The 20769-nt window shown below is 57.6% G+C and carries 18 protein-coding genes; 10 read left to right on the top strand and 8 right to left on the bottom strand.

Annotated elements, in window-relative coordinates; all coding sequences use genetic code 11:
- Positions 1–10: 10 nt before the first annotated feature.
- The 3 genes from dbpA to HZZ01_RS10080 form a co-directional block, all read right to left on the bottom strand.
- The gene (dbpA, locus tag HZZ01_RS10090; protein WP_179896891.1) at positions 11–1393 is read right to left on the bottom strand and encodes an ATP-dependent RNA helicase DbpA; all 1383 of its coding nucleotides are present in this window, start codon (positions 1391–1393) and stop codon (positions 11–13) included.
- A 764-nt stretch (positions 1394–2157) separates the two neighbouring features.
- A complete protein-coding gene (locus HZZ01_RS10085) occupies positions 2158–3546 on the bottom strand; it encodes an amidohydrolase (RefSeq protein ID WP_179896889.1) in 1389 nt (462 codons plus the stop codon).
- A 90-nt stretch (positions 3547–3636) separates the two neighbouring features.
- Positions 3637–4497: a LysR family transcriptional regulator gene (locus HZZ01_RS10080; protein WP_179896886.1), complete on the bottom strand. Its 861-nt coding sequence runs from the start codon at positions 4495–4497 to the stop codon at positions 3637–3639.
- 87 nt (positions 4498–4584) lie between these two features.
- On the opposite strand from HZZ01_RS10080, the gene HZZ01_RS10075 reads away from it, so the two are divergent.
- From HZZ01_RS10075 to yniD, 6 genes are all read left to right on the top strand, one after another.
- Positions 4585–5757, top strand: coding sequence for a cyanate transporter (locus HZZ01_RS10075; RefSeq protein ID WP_179896885.1), 1173 nt, complete (start codon positions 4585–4587; stop codon positions 5755–5757).
- 207 nt (positions 5758–5964) lie between these two features.
- Positions 5965–7620, top strand: a complete 1656-nt coding sequence (lldP, locus tag HZZ01_RS10070; protein WP_179896883.1) for an L-lactate permease — start codon at positions 5965–5967, stop codon at positions 7618–7620.
- A complete protein-coding gene (gene lldR / locus HZZ01_RS10065) occupies positions 7617–8390 on the top strand; it encodes a transcriptional regulator LldR (protein WP_179896881.1) in 774 nt (257 codons plus the stop codon). The genes lldP and lldR overlap by 4 nt, the downstream gene beginning before the upstream one ends.
- Positions 8390–9577, top strand: coding sequence for an FMN-dependent L-lactate dehydrogenase LldD (lldD, locus tag HZZ01_RS10060; RefSeq protein WP_179896879.1), 1188 nt, complete (start codon positions 8390–8392; stop codon positions 9575–9577). The genes lldR and lldD overlap by 1 nt, the downstream gene beginning before the upstream one ends.
- 57 nt (positions 9578–9634) lie before the next feature.
- The gene (locus tag HZZ01_RS10055) at positions 9635–10063 is read left to right on the top strand and encodes an OsmC family protein (RefSeq protein ID WP_022625164.1); all 429 of its coding nucleotides are present in this window, start codon (positions 9635–9637) and stop codon (positions 10061–10063) included.
- A 120-nt stretch (positions 10064–10183) separates the two neighbouring features.
- The gene (yniD, locus tag HZZ01_RS21170; protein WP_370463433.1) at positions 10184–10291 is read left to right on the top strand and encodes a small membrane protein YniD; all 108 of its coding nucleotides are present in this window, start codon (positions 10184–10186) and stop codon (positions 10289–10291) included.
- Positions 10292–10406: 115 nt separating this feature from the next.
- On the opposite strand, the gene HZZ01_RS10050 is transcribed toward yniD, so the two are convergent.
- The 3 genes from HZZ01_RS10050 to HZZ01_RS10040 all read right to left on the bottom strand — a co-directional run bounded on the left by HZZ01_RS10050 (position 10407) and on the right by HZZ01_RS10040 (position 11733).
- Complete coding sequence (locus tag HZZ01_RS10050; protein WP_179896876.1) at positions 10407–10640, bottom strand: hypothetical protein; 234 nt, start codon at positions 10638–10640, stop codon at positions 10407–10409.
- A gap of 99 nt (positions 10641–10739) precedes the next feature.
- Positions 10740–10910: a hypothetical protein gene (locus HZZ01_RS10045; RefSeq protein WP_003850083.1), complete on the bottom strand. Its 171-nt coding sequence runs from the start codon at positions 10908–10910 to the stop codon at positions 10740–10742.
- Between the two features lie 172 nt (positions 10911–11082).
- On the bottom strand, positions 11083–11733 hold the full coding sequence (locus HZZ01_RS10040; RefSeq protein WP_179896875.1) for a CPBP family intramembrane glutamic endopeptidase: 651 nt from the start codon (positions 11731–11733) through the stop codon (positions 11083–11085).
- Positions 11734–11946: 213 nt separating this feature from the next.
- Between HZZ01_RS10040 and HZZ01_RS10035 the strand changes: the two genes are divergently transcribed.
- The 3 genes from HZZ01_RS10035 (at position 11947) to HZZ01_RS10025 (ending at position 15595) form a co-directional block, all read left to right on the top strand.
- Positions 11947–14544, top strand: coding sequence for an EAL domain-containing protein (locus HZZ01_RS10035; RefSeq protein WP_179896873.1), 2598 nt, complete (start codon positions 11947–11949; stop codon positions 14542–14544).
- 282 nt (positions 14545–14826) lie between these two features.
- A complete protein-coding gene (locus HZZ01_RS10030) occupies positions 14827–15123 on the top strand; it encodes an I78 family peptidase inhibitor (RefSeq protein ID WP_179896871.1) in 297 nt (98 codons plus the stop codon).
- A gap of 154 nt (positions 15124–15277) precedes the next feature.
- Positions 15278–15595, top strand: coding sequence for a hypothetical protein (locus HZZ01_RS10025; RefSeq protein WP_179896870.1), 318 nt, complete (start codon positions 15278–15280; stop codon positions 15593–15595).
- Between the two features lie 9 nt (positions 15596–15604).
- On the opposite strand, the gene HZZ01_RS10020 is transcribed toward HZZ01_RS10025, so the two are convergent.
- Positions 15605–15856: a biofilm development regulator YmgB/AriR family protein gene (locus HZZ01_RS10020; RefSeq protein WP_179896868.1), complete on the bottom strand. Its 252-nt coding sequence runs from the start codon at positions 15854–15856 to the stop codon at positions 15605–15607.
- Between the two features lie 435 nt (positions 15857–16291).
- Here HZZ01_RS10020 and HZZ01_RS10015 point away from each other — a divergent pair, with 435 nt between their 5' ends.
- Positions 16292–17566, top strand: a complete 1275-nt coding sequence (locus tag HZZ01_RS10015) for a multidrug efflux MFS transporter (RefSeq protein WP_218928064.1) — start codon at positions 16292–16294, stop codon at positions 17564–17566.
- Here the strand turns inward: HZZ01_RS10015 and HZZ01_RS10010 are convergent.
- Entirely contained in the window at positions 17448–20585 is a 3138-nt protein-coding gene (locus HZZ01_RS10010) for a beta-galactosidase (RefSeq protein ID WP_179896866.1), read from the bottom strand. The two genes, HZZ01_RS10015 and HZZ01_RS10010, sit on opposite strands and share 119 nt — an antisense overlap.
- Positions 20586–20769 lie beyond the last annotated feature (184 nt).

Genomic DNA, 20769 nt, shown 5'->3' with positions numbered 1-20769 from the left:
CCGTTTTTATTCAGTCTTTTAGCAGAATCGCCCGGCAGGTTTTGCCTTTGATTTTACCCTGCTTGAGTTTCACCAGCGCCGCTTTGGCCTGGCTCGCTTCAATCGCCACGTAGGCATGGGTCGGGGTCAGGACAATTTTGCCGATCTGATCCGCGCGATAACCCGCCTCACCAGTCAGTGCACCCAGAATATCTCCCGGACGTATCTTGGCTTTACGGCCACCATCAATGCACAGCGTCATCATGGCAGCTGGCAGCGGTTTGCTGCTGCCTTTTTTCAGCGTGCTGGCAGAGACCCACGGCAGTTTCTGTTGCAGGAAATCTTCCAGTGCATGGGCGCGCGCCATCTCATCGGCAGCAACCAGGCTGACAGCAACGCCCTGTTCCCCTGCACGTGCGGTACGACCAATGCGGTGCAGGTGAATTTCAGGATCCCAGGCGAGCTGGTAGTTGACCACCATTGCCAGCGATTTGATGTCGAGTCCGCGTGCGGCGACATCGGTGGCGACCAGTACGCGACCGCTGCCGTTTGCGAAGCGGATGAGTACGCGTTCGCGATCCCGCTGTTCCAGGTCGCCATGCAGTGGCAGGGCGCTGATATCACGCGCGTTAAGCGCCGCGGCGACATCATCACATTCGCGTTTAGTGTTGCAGAAAACCACGCAGGATGAAGGCTGACGATCGCTGAGGAGTGCGATGAGCAGACCCAGTTTTTCATTGTGGCTGGCTTCAAAGAACTGCTGGTCGATTGAGGGCAGTTCGCTGACATCTTCCGTCACGACGCTCAGCGCATCACGCTGGAAGCGGGTGCTGATAGCCGTAATGCCGTCGGGCCACGTAGCGGAAAAGAGCAGCGTCTGACGCGAGGCGGGCGTCGCTTCAATGATGGTTTCCATATCATTAAGGAAGCCCATCTCCAGCATGCGATCTGCCTCATCCAGTACCAGTGTTTTGAGCTGGTCGAGCTTGAGGTTTTCACGGCTGATGTGGTCGAGGATACGGCCAGGCGTGCCGACCACGATATGCGGTGGATGCACCAGCGAATCACGCTGTGCGCTCATCGGTTGTCCGCCACACAGGGTGAGGACTTTGATGTTGCGGGTGAAGCGCGCCAGCTGGCGCAGCACATTGCCCACCTGATCCGCCAGTTCACGGGTCGGACAGAGGATTAATGCCTGCGTCTGAAAGCGGGTGCTGTCGATATGGTGCAGTAAACCAATACCAAAGGCAGCCGTTTTACCGCTGCCGGTTTTTGCCTGCGCGCGCACGTCGCGTCCCTGCAGAATGGCGGGCAGCGTAGCGGCCTGCACGGGCGTCATGCTGGTGTAGCCCATCTCGCGCAGGTTATCGAGCTGGCTGTCGGGAAGCGAATTGAGGGTAGAAAAAGCGGTCACGGGCGCGGCCTCTGAGGCTGAAAGTGTAGGGCATTATTGCGGGGCAAGTCTGGCAGAAAGCACGCCTGACAGCAACGGGAACCTCGATGGTTAGCAGTATGAAACTAAATCCACCGGCGGGCTTAGGAATAGACTGAAGTTTACTCTTAAAAGGTGGTTTTTTTTTATCGTTTAGCGAGCTGAAAAGGTTTTCATATCATAGGGATAACTTATCAAGGCCATTTATTATTTTATAAGTCGTCGTTTTTAAATATTAATTTCATTGTTAATCAGATAATTCCTTAATAATAACTCCAGTAATGAAATTAATCATTAAAAAATATCCCTCTCCGTGCCGATAAAAATCCTGAGCTAATTGCTTTATATTTAGCGCGCCATATTCCTGGTACAACGACCGGTAGAGGGTATTTGCATTGAGTAATCGCATCCAGGGACCACATGAAAATGTGCTTAAAATAGTAGGCCGCGCCGTACTGACACTGCATATTCACGGAGAGACCTTATCGGCTGATAAGATCGCTTCGATGATTGCGTGTTATGCGGAAGATGAGCCCTGTGATCAGGAAGATCGTCGCTTATACGCGCTGGCAATGGAACTAATGTCGAACGATAAATGGGCCAAAAGCGCGTAACACGCACTCCGCTCAGGTAAATGCAGAGCCTCCCATGTGGAGGCTCTGTTGTTTTGGGGATGCGACAGGGAGTGGCTCCTATTGCTTTATGTGAGGTGGCCGCCGCTGAACACATATTTTAGTTCTGCTGTTTCAGGCCGATGCCAGCGCAAAAACCGGTTTACCCCGTGAGAAGGTCGCGACGACGGGAGAGATCCGGGCCACGGCTTCTGCGGAACAGCTTGCCGCCACCAGCATCATACTCGCTTCATCGCCTGTTACTGGCCACTGACGTTCACCCCGGGCAGAGAGCGGCAGCCGATCGTCTGTGGCGATCGCCAGCGCCCGCGACAGCGAGAACTCATCTGAGCCGCGATAGAGCTGTGCGTAAAGATTCGCTTTTTCCAGCATGCTGCCAGTGCCAAACGGAGACCAGTGATCGATGACGCTGTCGGTGCCGGTCATGACCTTTATGCCTGCCGCCTGAAGTTGCGGAATTGGCATGGTGAGCTTGCCGATGGGCAGCGTGGAGGCAATGCTGAACTGCTGCTCCGACAGCTCTTCGATCATCTTGTCCAGCGCACTGCCGTTCAGGGTCGCCAGCGCGAAACCGTGGCTCAGCGTTACTTTGCCTTTTAGCGCCGGATTCTTCGCCACGGTGTCAATCATGTACTGAATCGCCGCCACGCCAGCCGGCGAGGTTTCATGCAGATGAATATCCACGCCGCGCTGGTAATCGAGTGCAATCTGGAACATCGCATCCAGTGATTTCTCCATCGCACCATCGACATTAGTGGGATCCAGCCCGCCGACATACTCTACGCCGTGCTGCATTGCCTCGCGCATCAGCCCGTCGACCTGCGAGTGCAGCAGGCCGTGCTGCGGGAAGGCGACGATCTCGCAGGGAAAGGCGGGGTGACGGGCTAATGCCGCCTGCAAATGTTCCAGGCTCTTCAGGCCGCTGACCGGGTCGATGTTGCAATGGCTGCGGGCGCGGGAAGTGCCTTTGGCGTGCAGCAGGGCGATCAATCCTTCGGCGCGTGCCTGGGAGTGCGGCAGCAGTTGCGGAATCAGTACCTGTTCGCGCGCAATCATATCCATGACAGTTTTGCCCTGACGCGGACGCGGAGCCTGCCACGGGCCGCCGTAGAAGGTTTTATCAAGATGGATATGCATATCCTGGGTAGCGGGCAGCAGCAGGGCATCATGCGCATCCCACGACGGCAGGGCGTTGTCGCCCTGGCCTGCGGGTGTCAGCTGGTCAATTTTACCGTCGCGCACGCTGATGTCGTAACGTCCGGTCCGTGTCGCGACAATCTCCCCATCCTCGCGGATAAAACCCTCTTCCAGCCGCACATTGCGCAGCAGGTAGTGATCCTGCCGGGGCAGGGCGGCAGGCTGGTCGGGATTGAGGGCAGGTAAAGGTGAGGATGTGGCGGCACTGGGCTGACCGAGACCGGCGGCCAGCAACCCGCCAGCGGCGGTCCAGCGAACGCTTTGTCCAAGGAAGTCACGGCGGCTCGGTGAAGGGGAAATGGGCATCAGAGGCTCCTGCAAAATGAACAAGGTCTTAATCTGACAAACCCGGGTTCACCCTGCTGCGTTATTTTCCACTGACGACTATTCGATATCTCACTGCCAGCGCAGCTGACCGAATGCTGCCAGTGACGCCGCCAGTTCATGCTGCAGCGGATCCTGCGGATGACGGCAGAACAGCGCCAGTTCAAAGGTATCAATCACCGGCAACCCCTGTTCAGTACCCAGTACCCGGTGCTGCGGCAGGCGGCAGCTGGCGGGCAGTAATGTGAGCCCCAGTCCCTGCGAACTGGCGGCGGCCAGCGCGACCAGGCTGGCGCTGCTGTAACCAATGCGCCAGCTACGGCCCAGCGTGTCCAGTGTCTGACACACCTCATCGCGATAGAGTCCCTGCTGGGGAAACAAAACCAGCGGCACCGGCGTCTGCTCAAAGCAGGGCCACTCTGCGCTGTCGAGCCAGAGCAGCGGTTCAGGACGCGATGCCAGCGGACGCTCGCCGTAAGGCTGCTTAATCAGCATGATGTCCAGCTCTTCACGCTGCCAGGCGCGTCGCAGTTCCACCTGCATGCCGCTCATCACATCCAGCCGCAGTTGCGGATGGTCACGACTGAAGTGCGCCAGCAGACCCGCTGTAGGCGCGGCGAAATCTTCCGGCACGCCGAGCCGCAGCACGCCGTCGCGCCATTGATCGCTCAGTACATCGTGCGCTTCGCCATTCAGGGCGATAATCCGCCGGGCGTAGCCTAAAAGCTTCTCGCCCTCTTCGGTGATCTGCACCTGATGCGACGATCGCACCAGCAGTTCTTTGCCTATCATCTCCTCCAGGCGCCGCACCTGCTGGCTGACGGTAGACTGCGACAGGTGCACCCGGTCGGCGGCGCGGGTAAAGCTGGCGGTTTCGCACACCGCAACAAAGCTGAGCAGTTGCTGAGGGGTGAACATCGGCTGACGATTCATTTTTCCACTACCTGGCAGAGTAATATTTCATTTTCAGATAGTAGCGACTGCTGTCAGGCTGGCAACTTTTAACTGTGTGGATCTCAGATGAAGAGAGAGAACAACCTGCTGCTGGCGGCACTGGTGCTGGCCGGACTCAATATGCGACCGCTGATGACCTCGGTCAGCCCGCTACTTGGCCAGCTACGGCAGAGCATCGGACTGTCACCGCTGGCCGCCTCGCTGCTGCCTGCGGTGCCGATGATGATGATGGGTGCTATTGCGTTAATCAGTGCCCCGCTGATGCAGCGTTTTGCGGTGCGCAGACTGCTTCTGGGCGGGTTGTTGCTGCTGCTGCTGGCGCTGGTGAGTCGGCTGTTTGTCACTGACGGACGCTGGCTGGTGCTGACAGCCGTGCCGGGTGGGGCTGGTATTGGCATTGTACAGATGTCGATGCCGGGATTGATCCGTCAGCGCTTCGGCAGCCGCAGTGCTGGCGTAACCGGACTGTGGGCAGCGGCGCTGATGGGCGGGGGAGGAATTGGCGCGGCGATCTCGCCGTGGCTGAGTGCGCATTCTGGCTGGCAGGGCGCGCTGAGTAGCTGGGCGCTGCCGGTTGTGCTGGCTATCCTGCTCTGGCTGTTTATCACCACCACGCCTCCCGCAGCCCGGACAGAGGCAGCAGAGATGCCTTCGCTATGGCGAAAAACCCGTGCCTGGACGCTGGCGTTGAGCTTTGGTCTGGTGAACGGCGGCTACGCCATCTGTGTTGCCTGGCTGCCCGATTTTTATCATCAGCTCGGCTGGAGCGCACAGGCGGGCGGTTCACTGCTGGGCATGATGATCGGCTGTCAGGTTACGGGTGCGCTGTTACTGCCGTTACTGGCGCGGGGCCGCGATCGCCGTCCGCTGCTGCTATTGACGCTGGTGATGCAATTCAGCGGCATGCTCGGCTTCCTCTTCGCGCCACAACTGGCCCCGTGGCTCTGGGCGGGGATCGCGGGCTTTGGGTTGGGTGGCGCGTTTCCGCTGGCACTGGTGCTGGCGCTGGACCATCTGGAGCAGCCCCAGGCTGGCGCACGGCTTGTGGCCTTTATGCAGGGCGTTGGCTTTATTATTGCGGGTAGCATGCCGTTTATCGCGGGACAGTTACATGCGTTCACCGGCCACTTTACCAGCGTCTGGGGTCTGCAGGCGGCGATCACATTGCTGCTGATCGGATTGAATTTGCGTTTTCATCCGCGTAGCTATCAGCGCAGCTTTTCCAGGGTGAATCGCTGATTTTGGTCAGACCAATCAAGGCAATATTTTTCTCTGGTTCACAATCCGGGAAAATTCACACAACTTCTGTTGCCACAGGTTAACAATACATTAACTATCTGTTGCCATAAGCCCCGTTACAGTGGTTTGGTCTGACCAATTCAGGGGCGGATGGCCTGTAGCGCTGCAACTGCAGGCCACGTTACCTCTTTCTCTGGAGATACTGGCATGCAGATCTGGCATCAAAACTACGATCCGCTGGGTAATATCTGGCTCTCAAGCCTGGTCGCACTGATCCCGATTCTCTTTTTCTTCTTTGCGCTGATTAAACTCAAGATGAAAGGCTACCTGGCGGCTACCACCACCGTGGCCCTGGCGCTGCTGGTGGCGCTTTTTCTGTATCAGATGCCGACTGCACTGGCGCTGGCCGCCGTGGTGTATGGCTTTCTGTATGGATTGTGGCCGATTGCCTGGATTATTGTCGCCGCTGTGTTCGTCTACAAAATCTCGGTCAAAACCGGTCAGTTCGATATTATCCGCGCCTCTATCCTGTCGATTACACCCGATCAGCGTCTGCAGATGCTGATTGTCGGCTTCTCGTTCGGGGCGTTCCTGGAGGGCGCGGCGGGCTTTGGTGCGCCGGTGGCGATTACGGCCGCACTGCTGGTGGGACTCGGCTTTAACCCGCTCTATGCCGCCGGACTCTGCCTGATTGTGAATACCGCGCCGGTTGCCTTTGGCGCGATGGGCATCCCGATTATTGTGGCAGGTCAGGTGACCGGGCTGGACAGCTTTGCCATCGGCCAGATGGCCGGACGTCAGCTGCCGTTACTGACCCTGATTGTACTGTTCTGGATTATGGCGATTATGGACGGCTGGCGCGGCGTGAAAGAGACGTGGCCGGCGGTCGTTGTCGCCGGTGGCTCCTTTGCCATTGCCCAGTTCCTCAGCTCCAATTTCCTGGGGCCGGAGCTGCCGGATATCATTTCGTCGCTCGCCTCGCTGATTTCGCTGACGCTGTTTCTGCGGGTCTGGAAACCGGTGCGCATCTTCCGCTTTGCCGATGCAGAGGCGAAGCAAGGCAATCTTTTGCAGCCTCCGCAGAAGTATCGGCTGGGGCAGGTGATCCGCGCCTGGATGCCGTTCCTGTTCCTTACCGCCACCGTCACGCTCTGGAGCATTCCGCCGTTTAAAGCGCTGTTCGCCAAAGGTGGTGCGCTCTATGACTGGGTGCTGGCTGTGCCGGTTCCGATGCTGAATGAGCTGGTGGCGCGGATGCCGCCGGTCGTCGATAACGCCACACCGTATCCGGCGATCTATAAACTGGATCTGGTCTCCGCCACCGGCACCGCTATTTTAATTGCGGCGATCATGGCTATCCTGTTCCTGCGCATGAAGCCAAAGGCGGCGCTGCAGACCTTTGGTGAAACGCTTAAAGAGCTGGCGCTGCCGATCTACTCCATCGGAATGGTGCTGGCGTTTGCGTTTATCTCCAACTACTCCGGCCTGTCTGCGACGCTGGCACTGGCGCTGGCGCACACGGGCCACGCGTTTACCTTCTTCTCGCCGTTCCTCGGCTGGCTGGGGGTTTTCCTGACCGGATCCGATACCTCATCGAATGCGCTGTTCGCCGCACTTCAGGCCACGACTGCCCAGCAGATTGGCGTCTCCGATATCCTGCTGGTGGCGGCTAACACCACGGGCGGCGTGACCGGTAAAATGATCTCCCCGCAGTCGATCGCCATCGCCTGTGCGGCGGTCGGGCTGGTGGGGAAGGAGTCCGACCTGTTCCGGTTTACCCTTAAACACAGCCTGATTTTCACCTGTATGGTCGGCGTGATTACCACACTTCAGGCTTACGTCTTCCCGTGGATGATCCCATGAACAGCCATGCCGATTCGCTGGTGACGCGCCTCCGGGCCTATATCACCGAACATCAGCTTGAGCCGGGTATGCGGCTGCCCGCCGAGAGACAACTGTCTGCGGAGCTTGGGGTTTCCCGCTCCTCGCTGCGGGAAGCGATACAGCAGCTGATCAGCAGCGGAATGCTGATCAGCCGACGCGGCGGCGGCACCTGGCTCCGGCAACAGCTGGCACCCTGGTCGGAACAGCGCATCGTCGAGCCGATTCGTCGGCTGCTGCGCGACGATCCCGACTATCGCTACGATATTCTGGAAGCGCGCCATGCCATTGAGGCCAGCACCGCCTGGCACGCCGCCCTGCGTGCCACTGACGCCGACAAAGAGAAGCTGCAGTACGCTTTTGACGCCACCCTGAAGCTGAAAGAGAGTGACGATCCCGATCTCGCTGCCCAGGCGGATGTGCGCTTCCATCTGGCGATTGCCGAGGCGTCGCACAATGTCGTGCTGCTGCAGACTATGCGTGGCTTTTTCGAGCTGCTGCAATCGTCGGTGATGCAGAGCCGTCAGCGCATGTATACCCAGCCGGCGATTTTCGCCCATCTGACAGAACAGCATCAGGCGCTGCTCGATGCGATCCTCGCCGGCGACGCCGAAGCGGCCCGCCAGGCGGCGATGCAACATCTGGGTTTTGTGCACACCACCATGAAAAGCCTGCATGAAGATGAAGCGCGTCAGGCGCGCATCACCCGCTTACCGGATAACGACACACGCAACCCAAAGGAATCTGACTGATGATTATCTCAGCTGCCAGTGACTATCGCGCCGCCGCGCAACGTATCCTGCCGCCGTTCCTGTTTCACTATCTTGATGGTGGGGCCTATGCCGAGCATACCCTGCGTCGCAACGTGGAGGACCTGTCTGACGTGGCGCTGCGCCAGCGCATTCTGAAGAACATGTCGGAACTGAGTCTTGAGACAAAATTATTCAATGAAACCCTGTCGATGCCGGTTGCGCTTGCACCGGTCGGCCTGTGCGGCATGTATGCCCGCCGGGGTGAAGTGCAGGCCGCGCGCGCAGCCGCCCTGAAAGGTATTCCGTTTACCCTGTCGACGGTTTCGGTCTGCCCGATTGAAGAGGTGGCGCCGCAGATCAACCGTCCGATGTGGTTCCAGCTCTATGTGCTGCGTGATCGTGGTTTTATGCGCAATGCACTGGAACGCGCCAAAGCCGCCGGTTGTTCAACGCTGGTGTTTACGGTGGATATGCCAACGCCGGGTGCGCGCTATCGTGATGCGCACTCCGGGATGAGCGGCAATCACGCGGCGCTGCGTCGTTACTGGCAGGCGGTCACCCATCCTCAGTGGGCGCTGGATGTGGGCTTGCAGGGGCGTCCCCACGATCTGGGGAATATCTCTGCCTATCTGGGTAAGCCGACCGGGCTGGAAGATTATATCGGCTGGCTGGCGAACAACTTCGATCCCTCGATCAGCTGGAAAGATCTGGAGTGGATCCGCGAATTCTGGGACGGGCCGATGGTGATCAAAGGCATTCTTGATCCTGAAGATGCGCGGGATGCGGTGCGTTTTGGCGCAGATGGCATCGTGGTCTCGAATCATGGCGGACGTCAGCTGGATGGCGTGCTCTCCTCGGCGCGGGCGCTGCCAGCGATTGCCGATGCCGTCAAAGGTGACATCACTATTCTCGCGGACAGTGGTATTCGCAACGGGCTGGATGTGGTGCGGATGATCGCGCTGGGCGCAGACAGCGTGCTGCTGGGACGGGCATTTATCTATGCGCTGGCCACCCACGGTCAGCGCGGCGTTGAAAACCTGCTGAACCTGATTGAGAAAGAGATGCGCGTCGCCATGACACTGACCGGCGCAAAATCGATCAGCGGGATAACCCGCGACTCGCTGGTGCAGGCGGAGGCGTTGCTGGCTCCGCAAAGTACACCACCACGCCCGCGCGCGGTGAGTTAGCCTGCGAAAATGAATGTATTGTCTATACTTAACTTCTTTACCAACAGGAGGAATGACATGACCATTCATAAGAAAGGTTCGGCGCACTGGGAAGGCGATATCAAAGGCAAAGGCACCGTCAGCACCGAGAGCGGTGTACTGAGTCAGCAGCCTTATGGCTTTAACACCCGTTTTGAAGGCGGTAAAGGCACCAACCCGGAAGAACTGATTGGTGCAGCACATGCAGCCTGTTTCTCTATGGCGCTGTCGCTGATGCTGGGTAACGCGGGTCATCCGCCGGAAAGCATCGATACCACGGCTGACGTATCGCTGGACAAAAAAGGGGACGGCTTTGCCATCACCAAAGTGGCACTGACCAGCACCATCTCCCTGCCAGGCATTGATGAGTCAACCTTCGACGAGATCATCAATAAAGCTAAAGCGGGCTGCCCGGTTTCTCAGGTACTGAACGCGGAAATTACGCTGGATTACACCCTGAATAACTGATGCCGGCGACGGGTCGCCTTTTGGCGGCCTGAGCGTTATGCTATGCCTCCCGGTCCTGTTACTGACCGGAACAGATGCGCCTTCTGGCGCATTTTCGCTTTCTGATTAGGGGAAACCGAGGTGACAAGATATCGGGCGGCTAAAAAGTACGGGAAGATGGCGCTGGTTCTGATGTGCATCTGCGGTGCGCTGTTGCTCATCCGCTGGGCTGCCATGATCTGGGCCTGAGCCGATGAAAAGAATTGGCCGTCAAACGCTGGGCATCTTATTGATGGTGATAATTGTGCTGGAAGTGATTCTCTATCTGCTCACAGCCTCATGGCTGCCCTGGGGATAGTGGCTTTCAGACAAAGACATCTTCGCGCCGTTGTTTCGCCCGCACATCGCTGCGCGCAATGCGATACGCTTTGCGGGGATCGCCCACCACAAATTCAAAGGTAGGCGTGTAGTAAAATGGCAACCAGCCGCCATAGCTGCTCTCCCACTCCCATCGGACGGGGCAGGGCCACAGAATGCCATCATACAAAAGATAGTAAACCCAGCGTCCACCAGGACGACGGGGGCGTGATATTTTCATGGGATTCACAACGATAATGGTTAACAACAGCTTATATTTTGTACGCTAAAGCGTCAGCTTGCAATGTTACAACGCGGCTTTATTGCACCTGGCCCTGAATCAGCGATGTACCTCACCACAAAGCAGTACCACATTCGGCCGGACTTTATGAATACGGTTCGCCATCGTTTCGCAGTCGACCTTCGTGGGATAGATGCGCTCCGAGACCGGCAGGGCTTCGCAGGCATCGTAACCGCACGCGCTCACTAACAACACAAATCCTATCAACATAGTTCCTCTCCTTTGCACGGTCTGGTGGTCCGGACTGCGGTGCTTTTTATCCTTTTTTAACAACCAGTATAGACAAACGTGACGGGGCGGCATTGTCAGTGTGAACTATGACCCGCCAGCAGGGGCAGGCCGCGGTCAGCCAGGCGTGTCAGACGAGCAGGGAGGTCAGGAATTAGCCAGCGAAATACCAGGCGGGCAGCAGCGCAATCAGGTTATTCAGGGTATGCAGGAAGATGGGCAGCGCCAGACTGTTACTGCGCAACCGGGCGTAGCAGAGCAGCAGCGAAAACAGCGTCAGAGCGATAAGCGTCTGCCAGTGCACATACTGCGTATGCATCATCGCAAACAGCAGTGAGGTCAGCAGCATACAGGCGAAACGGCTGCGCGGTGCCCACAGCAGAAAACCCTGTAACAAAAAGCCGCGGAACAGGACTTCTTCAAACACCGGTGCCAGCAGCACGGCAGTAAGCAACAGAATCAGCAGCGAGTTACGTCCCTGCTGCGCCTGCATCACCAGCCAGCCTTCCGGCTGCATAAACTGCATCTGTGCCGCCATCAGCATAAACAGCGCGCCGGTAAAGAGCAGGGTTTGCAGCGTGCAGAGTTCGCCCAGCGGCAAATCGGTGCGGCGCTGGCAGTAGAAACGGTAAAGCGGATAGATCACAGCAAATTCAAACAGGCAGAGCACCGGCACCAGCAGGCCGTCATTACGCAGCACGCCGTAATTAGGAAACAGCGTGATCAGCATGGTAACCAGGTAATAGACCACAAAGCTGCCGACGTAGAACAGCGTCAGGGTCACTCTGTCGGAATTGGTATTCATAGGCGACTCTGCCAGCGAAGGTAAGCGCATAGTAGCAATGCCCCCGATCGCTGTCGAGTCAGCCTGTAACACAATATTTAAGCGCAAAATGTTAACTGCAGGCTAAACACCAGGACACGCGAGCCGATAACTGAGGAAACTAATCTGGTCAGCGCCGTATGTCGTATTGCAGGCCCGTCATCTCAAACCCTGACTGTGTAGTGAGCACTCTTAATGACATTTAACCCACCGGCGCCACCCTCGCCTCCGTTCAGACAGATTGCTGAAGACCGCACTGTCCGCTTTACGCGGCGCAGCCTGCGTACGCTTTCGCTGCTGCTGTTTGGTGTGCTGGTGCTCTCGATGCTGATGGTGCTGACGATTGCGCAGCGTCAGAACAGTGCATCGGTTGATCATGACCGGGTGCTGGTGCAGCAGGCCTGGAAAAATCGTCAGGATGCGATGATGACAGATATCCGTGATTATGCGTTCTGGAGTGAAGCCTGGCGCAATCTTCATGTCAGGGTGAACAAAGTCTGGGCTTTTGACGAAGAGAACTTTGGACCGGGTCTCTACGAAGAGTATCACTATGAAGGTGTGTTCGTGGTTGACGGCCGTAACCACACTTCATACAGCGTGATTAATGGACAGCTGGTGGATACGCCGCTTGAAGCCTGGCTGGGCAATGAGAAGGCCTCAGAACTGATTGCGGCGGCACGTAAGCTTAACAACAAGGCGACTACCCGGGATGTGCTGGTCAACCATCAGCCCGCCATTGCGGTTGCCGCGCCTATCAGCAGCGGCAAAGTGACGACGGTGCCGCCCGTGGCGGGACCCGCATCTATCATGGTGTTTGTGAATCTGTTCACGCCTGCCAAATTACAGGCGCTGGGCACCACGCTGGATGTGCGTAAACTGCGTCAGCCCGTCAATCAGGAGGATGCCCTGCGTGAACCGCGGCTGGTGCAGCCGTTGCCAGGCGGCGATTCGATTGTACTGCGCTGGACGTCGAAGATGCCTGGCATGGGTCTGATCTGGTTCCTGCTGCCGTTGCTGATGATGATGGCGATCATCATCGCTATGATTACTCATCGCGTCAGCCGCCATGCGCTTTCCAATGCGATACTCTCTGATCGCCGTTTTGACCTGCTGGCGATCAGTCAGCAGGAGCTTGCCAGCAGCGAAGCGCGGTTTCGCGATCTTGCTGAGGCCGCGTCAGACTGGATCTGGGAGACGGATGAAGAGGGACGTCTTATCTATCTTTCCGCGCGCTTTCACACCGTGACCGGCCACGACATTACTCACTGGCTGGGGCGTCACATCGATCATCTGCTGACGCATCCCAGCCATTCGCTGGTCGCCTGGCTGCTGCGTCAGGAAGAGCACGGGCAACAGATGCCGCTGCGCTGTCAGTTTATGTCCGCACAGGGTAACCGCCGCATCGGCCAGCTTGTGGCGAAAACCATCTGGCATGATGAGCGACGTATTGGGTTTCGCGGCACGGTATCGGACATCACACAGGGCATGGAAGCAGAAGCGCGCATTCAGTTTTTGTCGCGTCATGACGTCTTAACCGGCCTGTCAAACCGCGTGCAGCTGCTGGAGTTTCTGACGCTGCATCTTGAGCTGCCTGATGGCGGCGCGCCGCTGACGCTGGTCACCCTAGACCTTGATCAGTTCCGGCCGATCAATGAAACCTGGGGTCATGCGGCGGGGGATGAGGTGCTAAGCCAGATCGCGCAGCGTCTGAAGCGCTGTATCGGCCCGCAGGAGCTGGTGGCGCGGCTGAGTGGCGATGAGTTTGTCCTGGTATTGCGTGAAACGAACCGTGAAGGGGTCGATCAGCGTTGTGCTCAGCTGGTGCATGAGGTTCAGCAACCCATCAGCACTGGCCAGCATGTCCACTATCTTACCATCAGCATGGGGATCGCCTCTGCACCGCAGGATGCCAGCCATCCCGAAGCGCTGCTGCAAATGGCGGATATCGCGCTGAATGAAGCGCGTGACGCGGGACGCAATCAGTGGATCTGGTATGCCAGTGAAATGGCCAGCCAGCGTGAAGATAAGCGAGAAATGGCGCGGCGGATCGAGAAAGCGTTAAAGAACAATGAATTTCGCCTTCACTACCAGCCCCGCTATCAACTGCTGACCGGACAGCTGGCGGGCGCCGAGGCATTGATTCGCTGGCAGATTGCGCCGGATCAGTGGATTACGCCCGATCACTTTATTCCGCTGGCGGAAGAGAGCGGTCTGATCGCCACCATCAGCGACTGGGTGCTGATGCGCGCCTGTGAGGATGCGCTGAAATGGGGCAGCGAGCGCTATGTGTCGGTCAATATCTCCCCAATGGAATTCCGCACCAGTGATCTGGTGCAGCGGGTGGCCGATGCGCTGGAGAAAAGTGGCCTGCCTGCTACGCGGCTGGAGCTGGAGATTACCGAGAACGTCACCTTTGAGCATCCCCAGCATGCGCTGGAGGTAATGCAGGGATTACGGTCACTGGGTGTCAGGTTAACCGTTGACGATTTCGGTACCGGCTATGCAGCGCTGGGTTACCTTAAAACCTTCCCGTTTAACGGTCTCAAGATCGATCGCTCCTGGATGAAAGATTTTCCGGAGTCGCAGCAGGCGCAATCCGTGGTGGCGGGGATAATTGCGCTGGCACGCGCTTTTGCCCTGACGATCACGGCAGAGGGGATTGAGACAGAAGCGCAACTGAACAAGCTAAAACAGCTCTCGTGCGAAGAGGGGCAAGGCTACTTCCTCGGTCGGCCGATGCCGCTGGCTGCATTCAGTACGCTTCTGGAGAGAACCGCGCAAAACCAGGTTTAACTGGCTTAACGCACTTTGACCGCCACGGCGGTCATCAGCATTGCGCAGACAACAAAAATAATCAGTTCCATAATGACCTCCAGGTGCTAAGAAAATTCTTAAGATATTGTAGGGGGGTGTTGTTCTTTTTTTAAGCAGTGAGTGCGATTGAGCTCAACGTGTGGCCGATGCAGCCGCCGCTTTAATACTGCTGTAACAACTTTACCTTTTAAGGGTTCAGGTCAGCAGGCACGTTTTGCTACTCTTGGGACCAGGTTTTACACGTCCAACAGGAGAATAAACGTGAAATTTTATGGAAAGGGGCTGCTGGTAATGGGTCTGTTCGCCTTAACCGCCTGCCAGTCTGCCTCTAAACCCGACACCGCCCGTGTGGCACAGGATCCCGATGCCGACCGCTGTGGGGCTTCTCAGTTTCAGAACTATGTGGGCAAGCCGTTAACCGCGTTGCAGGGCCAGCACTTCGAACAGCAGGTGCGTCCGATCCCCTACAATTCAGCCGTCACCATGGACTTCAATCTCAACCGGCTTAACTTCCTGGCCGACAAAAATGGCAATATCAGCTCCGTTTATTGTGGTTAATGGCCGGTCTGTCATAGGCTTGTCATAACGGCAGGCGAGGATAGCCGCGCGCTTTAAAACTTCCTCGCCACACAATAGATAGTGCTCGTCTTGTTTATTCCCGCCCCGGCGGGAATTTTTTTAGCGCCTTCGGGCCGGAACAGGAGCGGAGAAGATGAAAAGCATACGGGCACTCTTGCCCATACTGTTACTCAGCAGCACACTGGTGCACGCCTCCAGTGAAGAGGCCTGGCAAAAGAGCCGTCAGGTGATGGCGCAGGCGTGCATTAACGCCAGTCACCTGAGCAAAGTAAAGGTGCTGGGCGAACCGATTGAGTATGACGACAACACAGGTTACAGCGCACTCTTGCTGGAGGGGCGCTATGCCCAGCAGCACATGAAAAACAGGCGTGGACGGGAGCTTTGCCTGTTCCAGCGCAGCAGCGGGCGTGCCAGCGTCAGCGAAGCGGATAAATTGCGCTGGGTAAAATAGGTAGCAGGTTTACGCCTCTGGCTGCGTGTCGATCAGCTGAGCCAGCAGGGTGCGGTAACGCTGCAACTGCATCTCGTCACCTTCTACTTCCAGTTTGTCGATCACCCGCGCAATCAGTACGTTACTGGTCGCGGGCTCGCCCGCCTCCATTATTTCCCGCAGGATCACCGCCAGCAGATCGGACTCTGGCGGTGTTCGCCAGTTCGGGCCTTTGAAATAGTCGTTGATAGCACGACTGGCACTGTCAGGTTGTACTCTCATTTCCCCACCTCCGCTGAAACACTGCCCCATCCCTTACGGCTGAGTAAGGGCGTCTTTACATGGAATAAGCTGGTCTGCCTCAGCGTAGCCGGACGGTGTGCACCGTTTTTTTGCGGAGGACGTTGCGTCGATCAGAACGATCGTCGCACCGCCACAGCTGGCGGTTTTTTAAACATAGAAGCGGGGTAGAAGGTTGTCAGTAACAGAATGACATATTTTTCCATATTGATGAGGGTTGGTTTAGGAAGCGCACGTCAGGGTCGTACCGTCTACGCGTGATTCGCGCTATAAACCCTTGAGTCGGGTACATTTGCGCCGGTAATTGAGCGGAATCAAAGAGGAATCCGGTCTTTTGCCGTTTGTGCCATGTTTTGTCGGTCACGCTGAGAATGCGCGCGTTAGACTGAGCCTTCCTTCTCTTTACATCATCTGCTCATGCCACGCACTATTGAACCCTGGAAGATAAACCTGATTTCGGTCTGGTTTGGCTGTTTTTTTACCGGACTGGCCATCAGCCAGATTATCCCGTTTCTGCCACTCTACCTTGAGCAGCTTGGCGTTACCGGTGGCGAATCACTGAGCCTCTGGTCGGGTCTCACCTTTAGTATCACCTTTGTGGTCTCGGCGGCGGTAGCCCCCCTGTGGGGCAGCCTGGCCGATCGCAAAGGCCGTAAACTGATGCTGTTACGCGCGGCGTTTGGCATGGGCGTGGTGATACTGTTACAGGCTTTTGTCACCGAAGCCTGGCAGTTGCTGTCGTTACGCGCCCTGATGGGGCTGACCTCAGGATATATTCCCAACGCGATGGCGCTGGTGGCGGCTCAGGTTCCACGTGAACGCAGTGGCTGGGCGTTGAGCTGTGTCTCAACCGGTCAGATTGGCGGGGTGATTCTGGGGCCGATGCTGGGCGGGCTGCTGGCCGACTGGGTCGGACTACGCACGGTATTTATCGTCACTGCGGCGCTGCTGATGGTCAGCTTTCTGGTCACGCTGTTCCTGATCAAAGAGACGGGTTACACGCCGGTGAGTAAAAAAGAGAAGCTCAGCGGACGCGAAGTTTTCCGCTCGCTGGATAACCCAAAGCTGATGCTCTGTCTCTTTTTCACCACCATGGTGATTCAGATGTGTAACGGGTCGGTGAACCCCATCCTCACGTTGTTTGTGCGTGAACTGGCACCGACTGCGGAGAATATCGCCTTTCTGAGTGGCGTGATTGCCGCACTGCCTGGCGTCTCGGCACTACTGGCCGCACCCCGGCTGGGACGGCTCGGCGATCGCATTGGCACCCAGCGTATTCTGCTGGCGACAATGGTTATTTCGCTGCTGCTGTTTGTTGCGATGTCCTTTGTCACCAGCACCACGCAACTGGGCGTTTTACGTTTTCTGCTGGGTTTCGCCGATGGTGCAATGATGCCTGCGGTGCAGACGCTTCTGGTTCGTCATTCGCGCGACAATATCACCGGACGCATCTTCGGCTATAACCAGTCGTTTATGTATCTCGGCAATGTCGCGGGTCCGCTATTAGGGGCCGCTGTGTCGGCGGTGGCAGGCTTTCGCTGGGTCTTTTTTGCCACCGCCGTGGTCGTGCTGATTAATGTGCTCTTTCTGAAGCGTTTTTACCGGCGTCCGAAGACCGTGCTGCCCGCGTCGGCTGAGAAATCGTCAGTTCAGCCTGCCAGCGCTGCTGAGTCAGTAAAAACTCAGGACTGACGCTGGGGCTCCAGGAGTCATCACCGCCCACGCCCATGTGGAAGGCATCCAGATGCAGCCAGCAGCCCGCTTCCGGATGCAGCAGGTGACGGTGTGAGGTCTCCCGCAACTGCTCCAGACTGAAGCGGCTCAGCGAGAAAGCAAAATCGCCTTTGACCTGCCAGCTGCCGCTATCGAGTTGACGGGTGCCGCCACGCTGACCGTTCTCGCTGGGGAAAACGTAGGGCGTTGAAAGCTGCGCCAGCGGCAGCTGCCAGCGTGAGAACTGCGCGGCCAGCTGACGATCGGGGTAGTTTTCATGCGGCCCCAGGCCAAGCCAGCTCGCCTGCTGCGGAATGTGCACCAGCTCGCAGCGTAAGCCGATGCGTGCTGGCGGCGGCAATCCGCGCGACTGCTCAACCGAAAGCTGCAGCTGTAACTCACCCTGTGCGTTGATCACATAACGTTTACGACTGATGAAAGCGACCTGGCCGTTGGCGAGCCAGCTATGCAGCGTCTCAACCTGCACCGCCTGCGACAACGCATTCGCCGTAATCGACATCAGTTGGCTGCTCATCTGGTCATATCCCGCCGTTTTCCAGCGCTCAACCCAGGCATGAGGATCAACCCGTTCTGCTTCGCTGGTGCCAATATCATTGTCCAGCGGCGCGCGAATAAAGCAGTCCTGAAGAGGGGAGAGCAGCGTTGGCTCTTCATTGACAAACCACTGCGTCAGTTCGCCGCTGTGGCGTGAAAAATGCCAGCGTTGCTGCTGATGGGTCACGACAAACTCACCGGCGTCATCGCGCAGCACGGGTGCTTCGCCCGCCTCCGGCTGTGACGGTAGCGCTAACGTCGAGGGCAGCGGCCATTGATGCCAGGCGACGCACCAGTTGGCGGCGCTCCAGCGGGTCGGGTGAATCTGATGAACCGCGACATTAAGCCAGCATTCGCCCTGTAACGTGGACGGAGAGGGCAGCGTGATCCGCTGCTGACCCTGCGCGGCGATATCCAGCAATACTTCACCTTCCGTCACCACTTGTCCCTCCTGTTCGATGCGCCAGCGCAGCACCTCATTGTCACTATGGCGGAACAGATAGTCGCTGCTGACCGTAAAGCTCACAGGATCGACGGGATCGACCACGAACTGCCAGAACTGCTGTGCACGTTGCGCCTCATACAGCGCCGGATGCGGCGTGCGATCGGCAAACACCAGCCCGTTCATGCAGAACTGACGGTCATTGGGTTTATCGCCAAAATCGCCGCCATAGGCCTGCCAGGGTTTGCCCTGATCGTCAAAGCGGGTCAGGCTCTGATCCACCCAGTCCCAGACAAAGCCGCCCTGCAGACGTGGGAACTGGCGGAAAGCCTCCCAGTATTTTGCGAAGCCGCCGAAGCTGTTGCCCATGGCATGCGCGTACTCACACAGGATCAGCGGGCGGGTTTCGCCCGGCAGACCGATCCACTTTTTCAGCGACCATTTGGGTACTGCCGGGAACGGCTGATCTTCATCAACCCTGGCGTACATCGGGCAGATAATATCGGTCGCAGCGGTATCGGCTCCGCCGCCTTCATACTGAACAGGGCGGGTAGGATCGCTGCTTTTCACCCAGCGGTAGAGCGCATCGTGTGTAGCGCCATGTCCCGACTCATTGCCCAGCGACCAGATAATAATGCTGCAGTGATTACGATCGCGCTGCACCATGCGCGTCACGCGTTCGCTATAGGCGGCAAACCAACGGGGATCGTCGGAGAGCCGGTTCATCGGCTGCATGCCGTGGGTTTCGATATTGGCCTCATCCACCACATACAGCCCGTACTGATCGCAGAGCCGGTACCAGAGGGGATGATTAGGATAATGCGAACAGCGCACCGCATTGAAATTGTGCTGTTTCATCAGCTCGATGTCGCGGCGCATCGTGGCCTCATCCACCACCTGACCGTTCTCCGGATGGTGTTCGTGACGGTTGGTGCCGCGGATCAGTAGCGGTTTGCCGTTAAGACAGAGCAGGCCGTTGTCGATGGTGACCTGACGGAAGCCGACATCATAAGCTTCCACGTCGATGAGTTGCTGATCCCCATCCAGTAGCGCCAGCGTGGCGCGATAGAGGTGAGGCGTTTCGGCGCTCCACAGCGCAGGCTGTTCCACCGGCAGGCAGAGCAGGGCGCGTTCAGGATAGTGACCCCGCTCGTCAATAATGGTGCTGCCCAGAGGCTGCTGACACTGGGCAACCCGCTGTTCACCCTGCCACAGCGTCAGGCGCAGCTGATAAAGTGAGGTGACGTCCGGCGGCAAGGCGACGCGAACCTGGGCGCGCAGCTCGGCACGGGTAAACTCCGGACTGAGCCGGGTTTCCAGCTGAACATCGGCCAGATGCACCTGCGGTTTATGCAGTAATGTGACATCGCGAAAAATGCCGCTCATCCGCCACATATCCTGATCTTCCAGATAGCTGCCGTCGCTCCAGCGCAGCACCATCACCGCCAGCCGGTTTTTGCCCGGACGCAGATAGGGACTGAGGTCAAATTCAGCGGGCAAACGGCTGTCCTGAGAGTAGCCAATCCAGCGTCCGTTGCACCACAGGTGAAAAGCTGAGTTTACCCCGTCAAAAATGATGCGTGTTTGTCCGGAATCGAGCCAGGCTGCGTCAGCGCTGAATGTGAGCGAGTAACATCCTGTGGGGTTATCAGCGGGAACCTGCGGCGGATTGACCGGAATCGGATACTGCACGTTGGTGTAAATGGGGGCATCAAAGCCGTGCATCTGCCAGTTAGCCGGGACCGGAATCGTGCTGGCGTCCGGCAGATCCTGCAGTAACCAGCTGGCGGGCACCGCTTCGGGCTGCGAAAAGTAACTAAAACCCCACTCTCCGTTGAGGCTTTGCAGTGACACCGAAGGCGTGTCATCACGCGCCACTGCTTCATCGCGCCAGCTGGCGAATGGCGGGTGGGCATCCAGCCTGTTAAGCGAGGTTACAACCGGGTTTTCCCAGTCGCGCCGGGAGAGTATGTCACTGAAAGCAGCCTGAGAGAGAGTCATGGTTATATCCTGTAAATGTAATGCGCTCACAATGCGTAAAATTCTTCTGGCTGTAAAGAGCCCGCCATCCCGATTTACACAAATAGTTTGGGGTACAAACCGGCCGGGATGTTGAGAATCTGGTGGCAGCGTGACGGTAAAACGTTAAGTCTGGTCAGCAAAGGTGAATAGCGGCCGGATGCGG

It is taken from the genome of Pantoea sp. WMus005 (assembly GCF_013415305.1).
Taxonomy (GTDB): domain Bacteria; phylum Pseudomonadota; class Gammaproteobacteria; order Enterobacterales; family Enterobacteriaceae; genus Pantoea; species Pantoea rara.
This window is presented reverse-complemented; position numbering and strand designations above follow the sequence as displayed.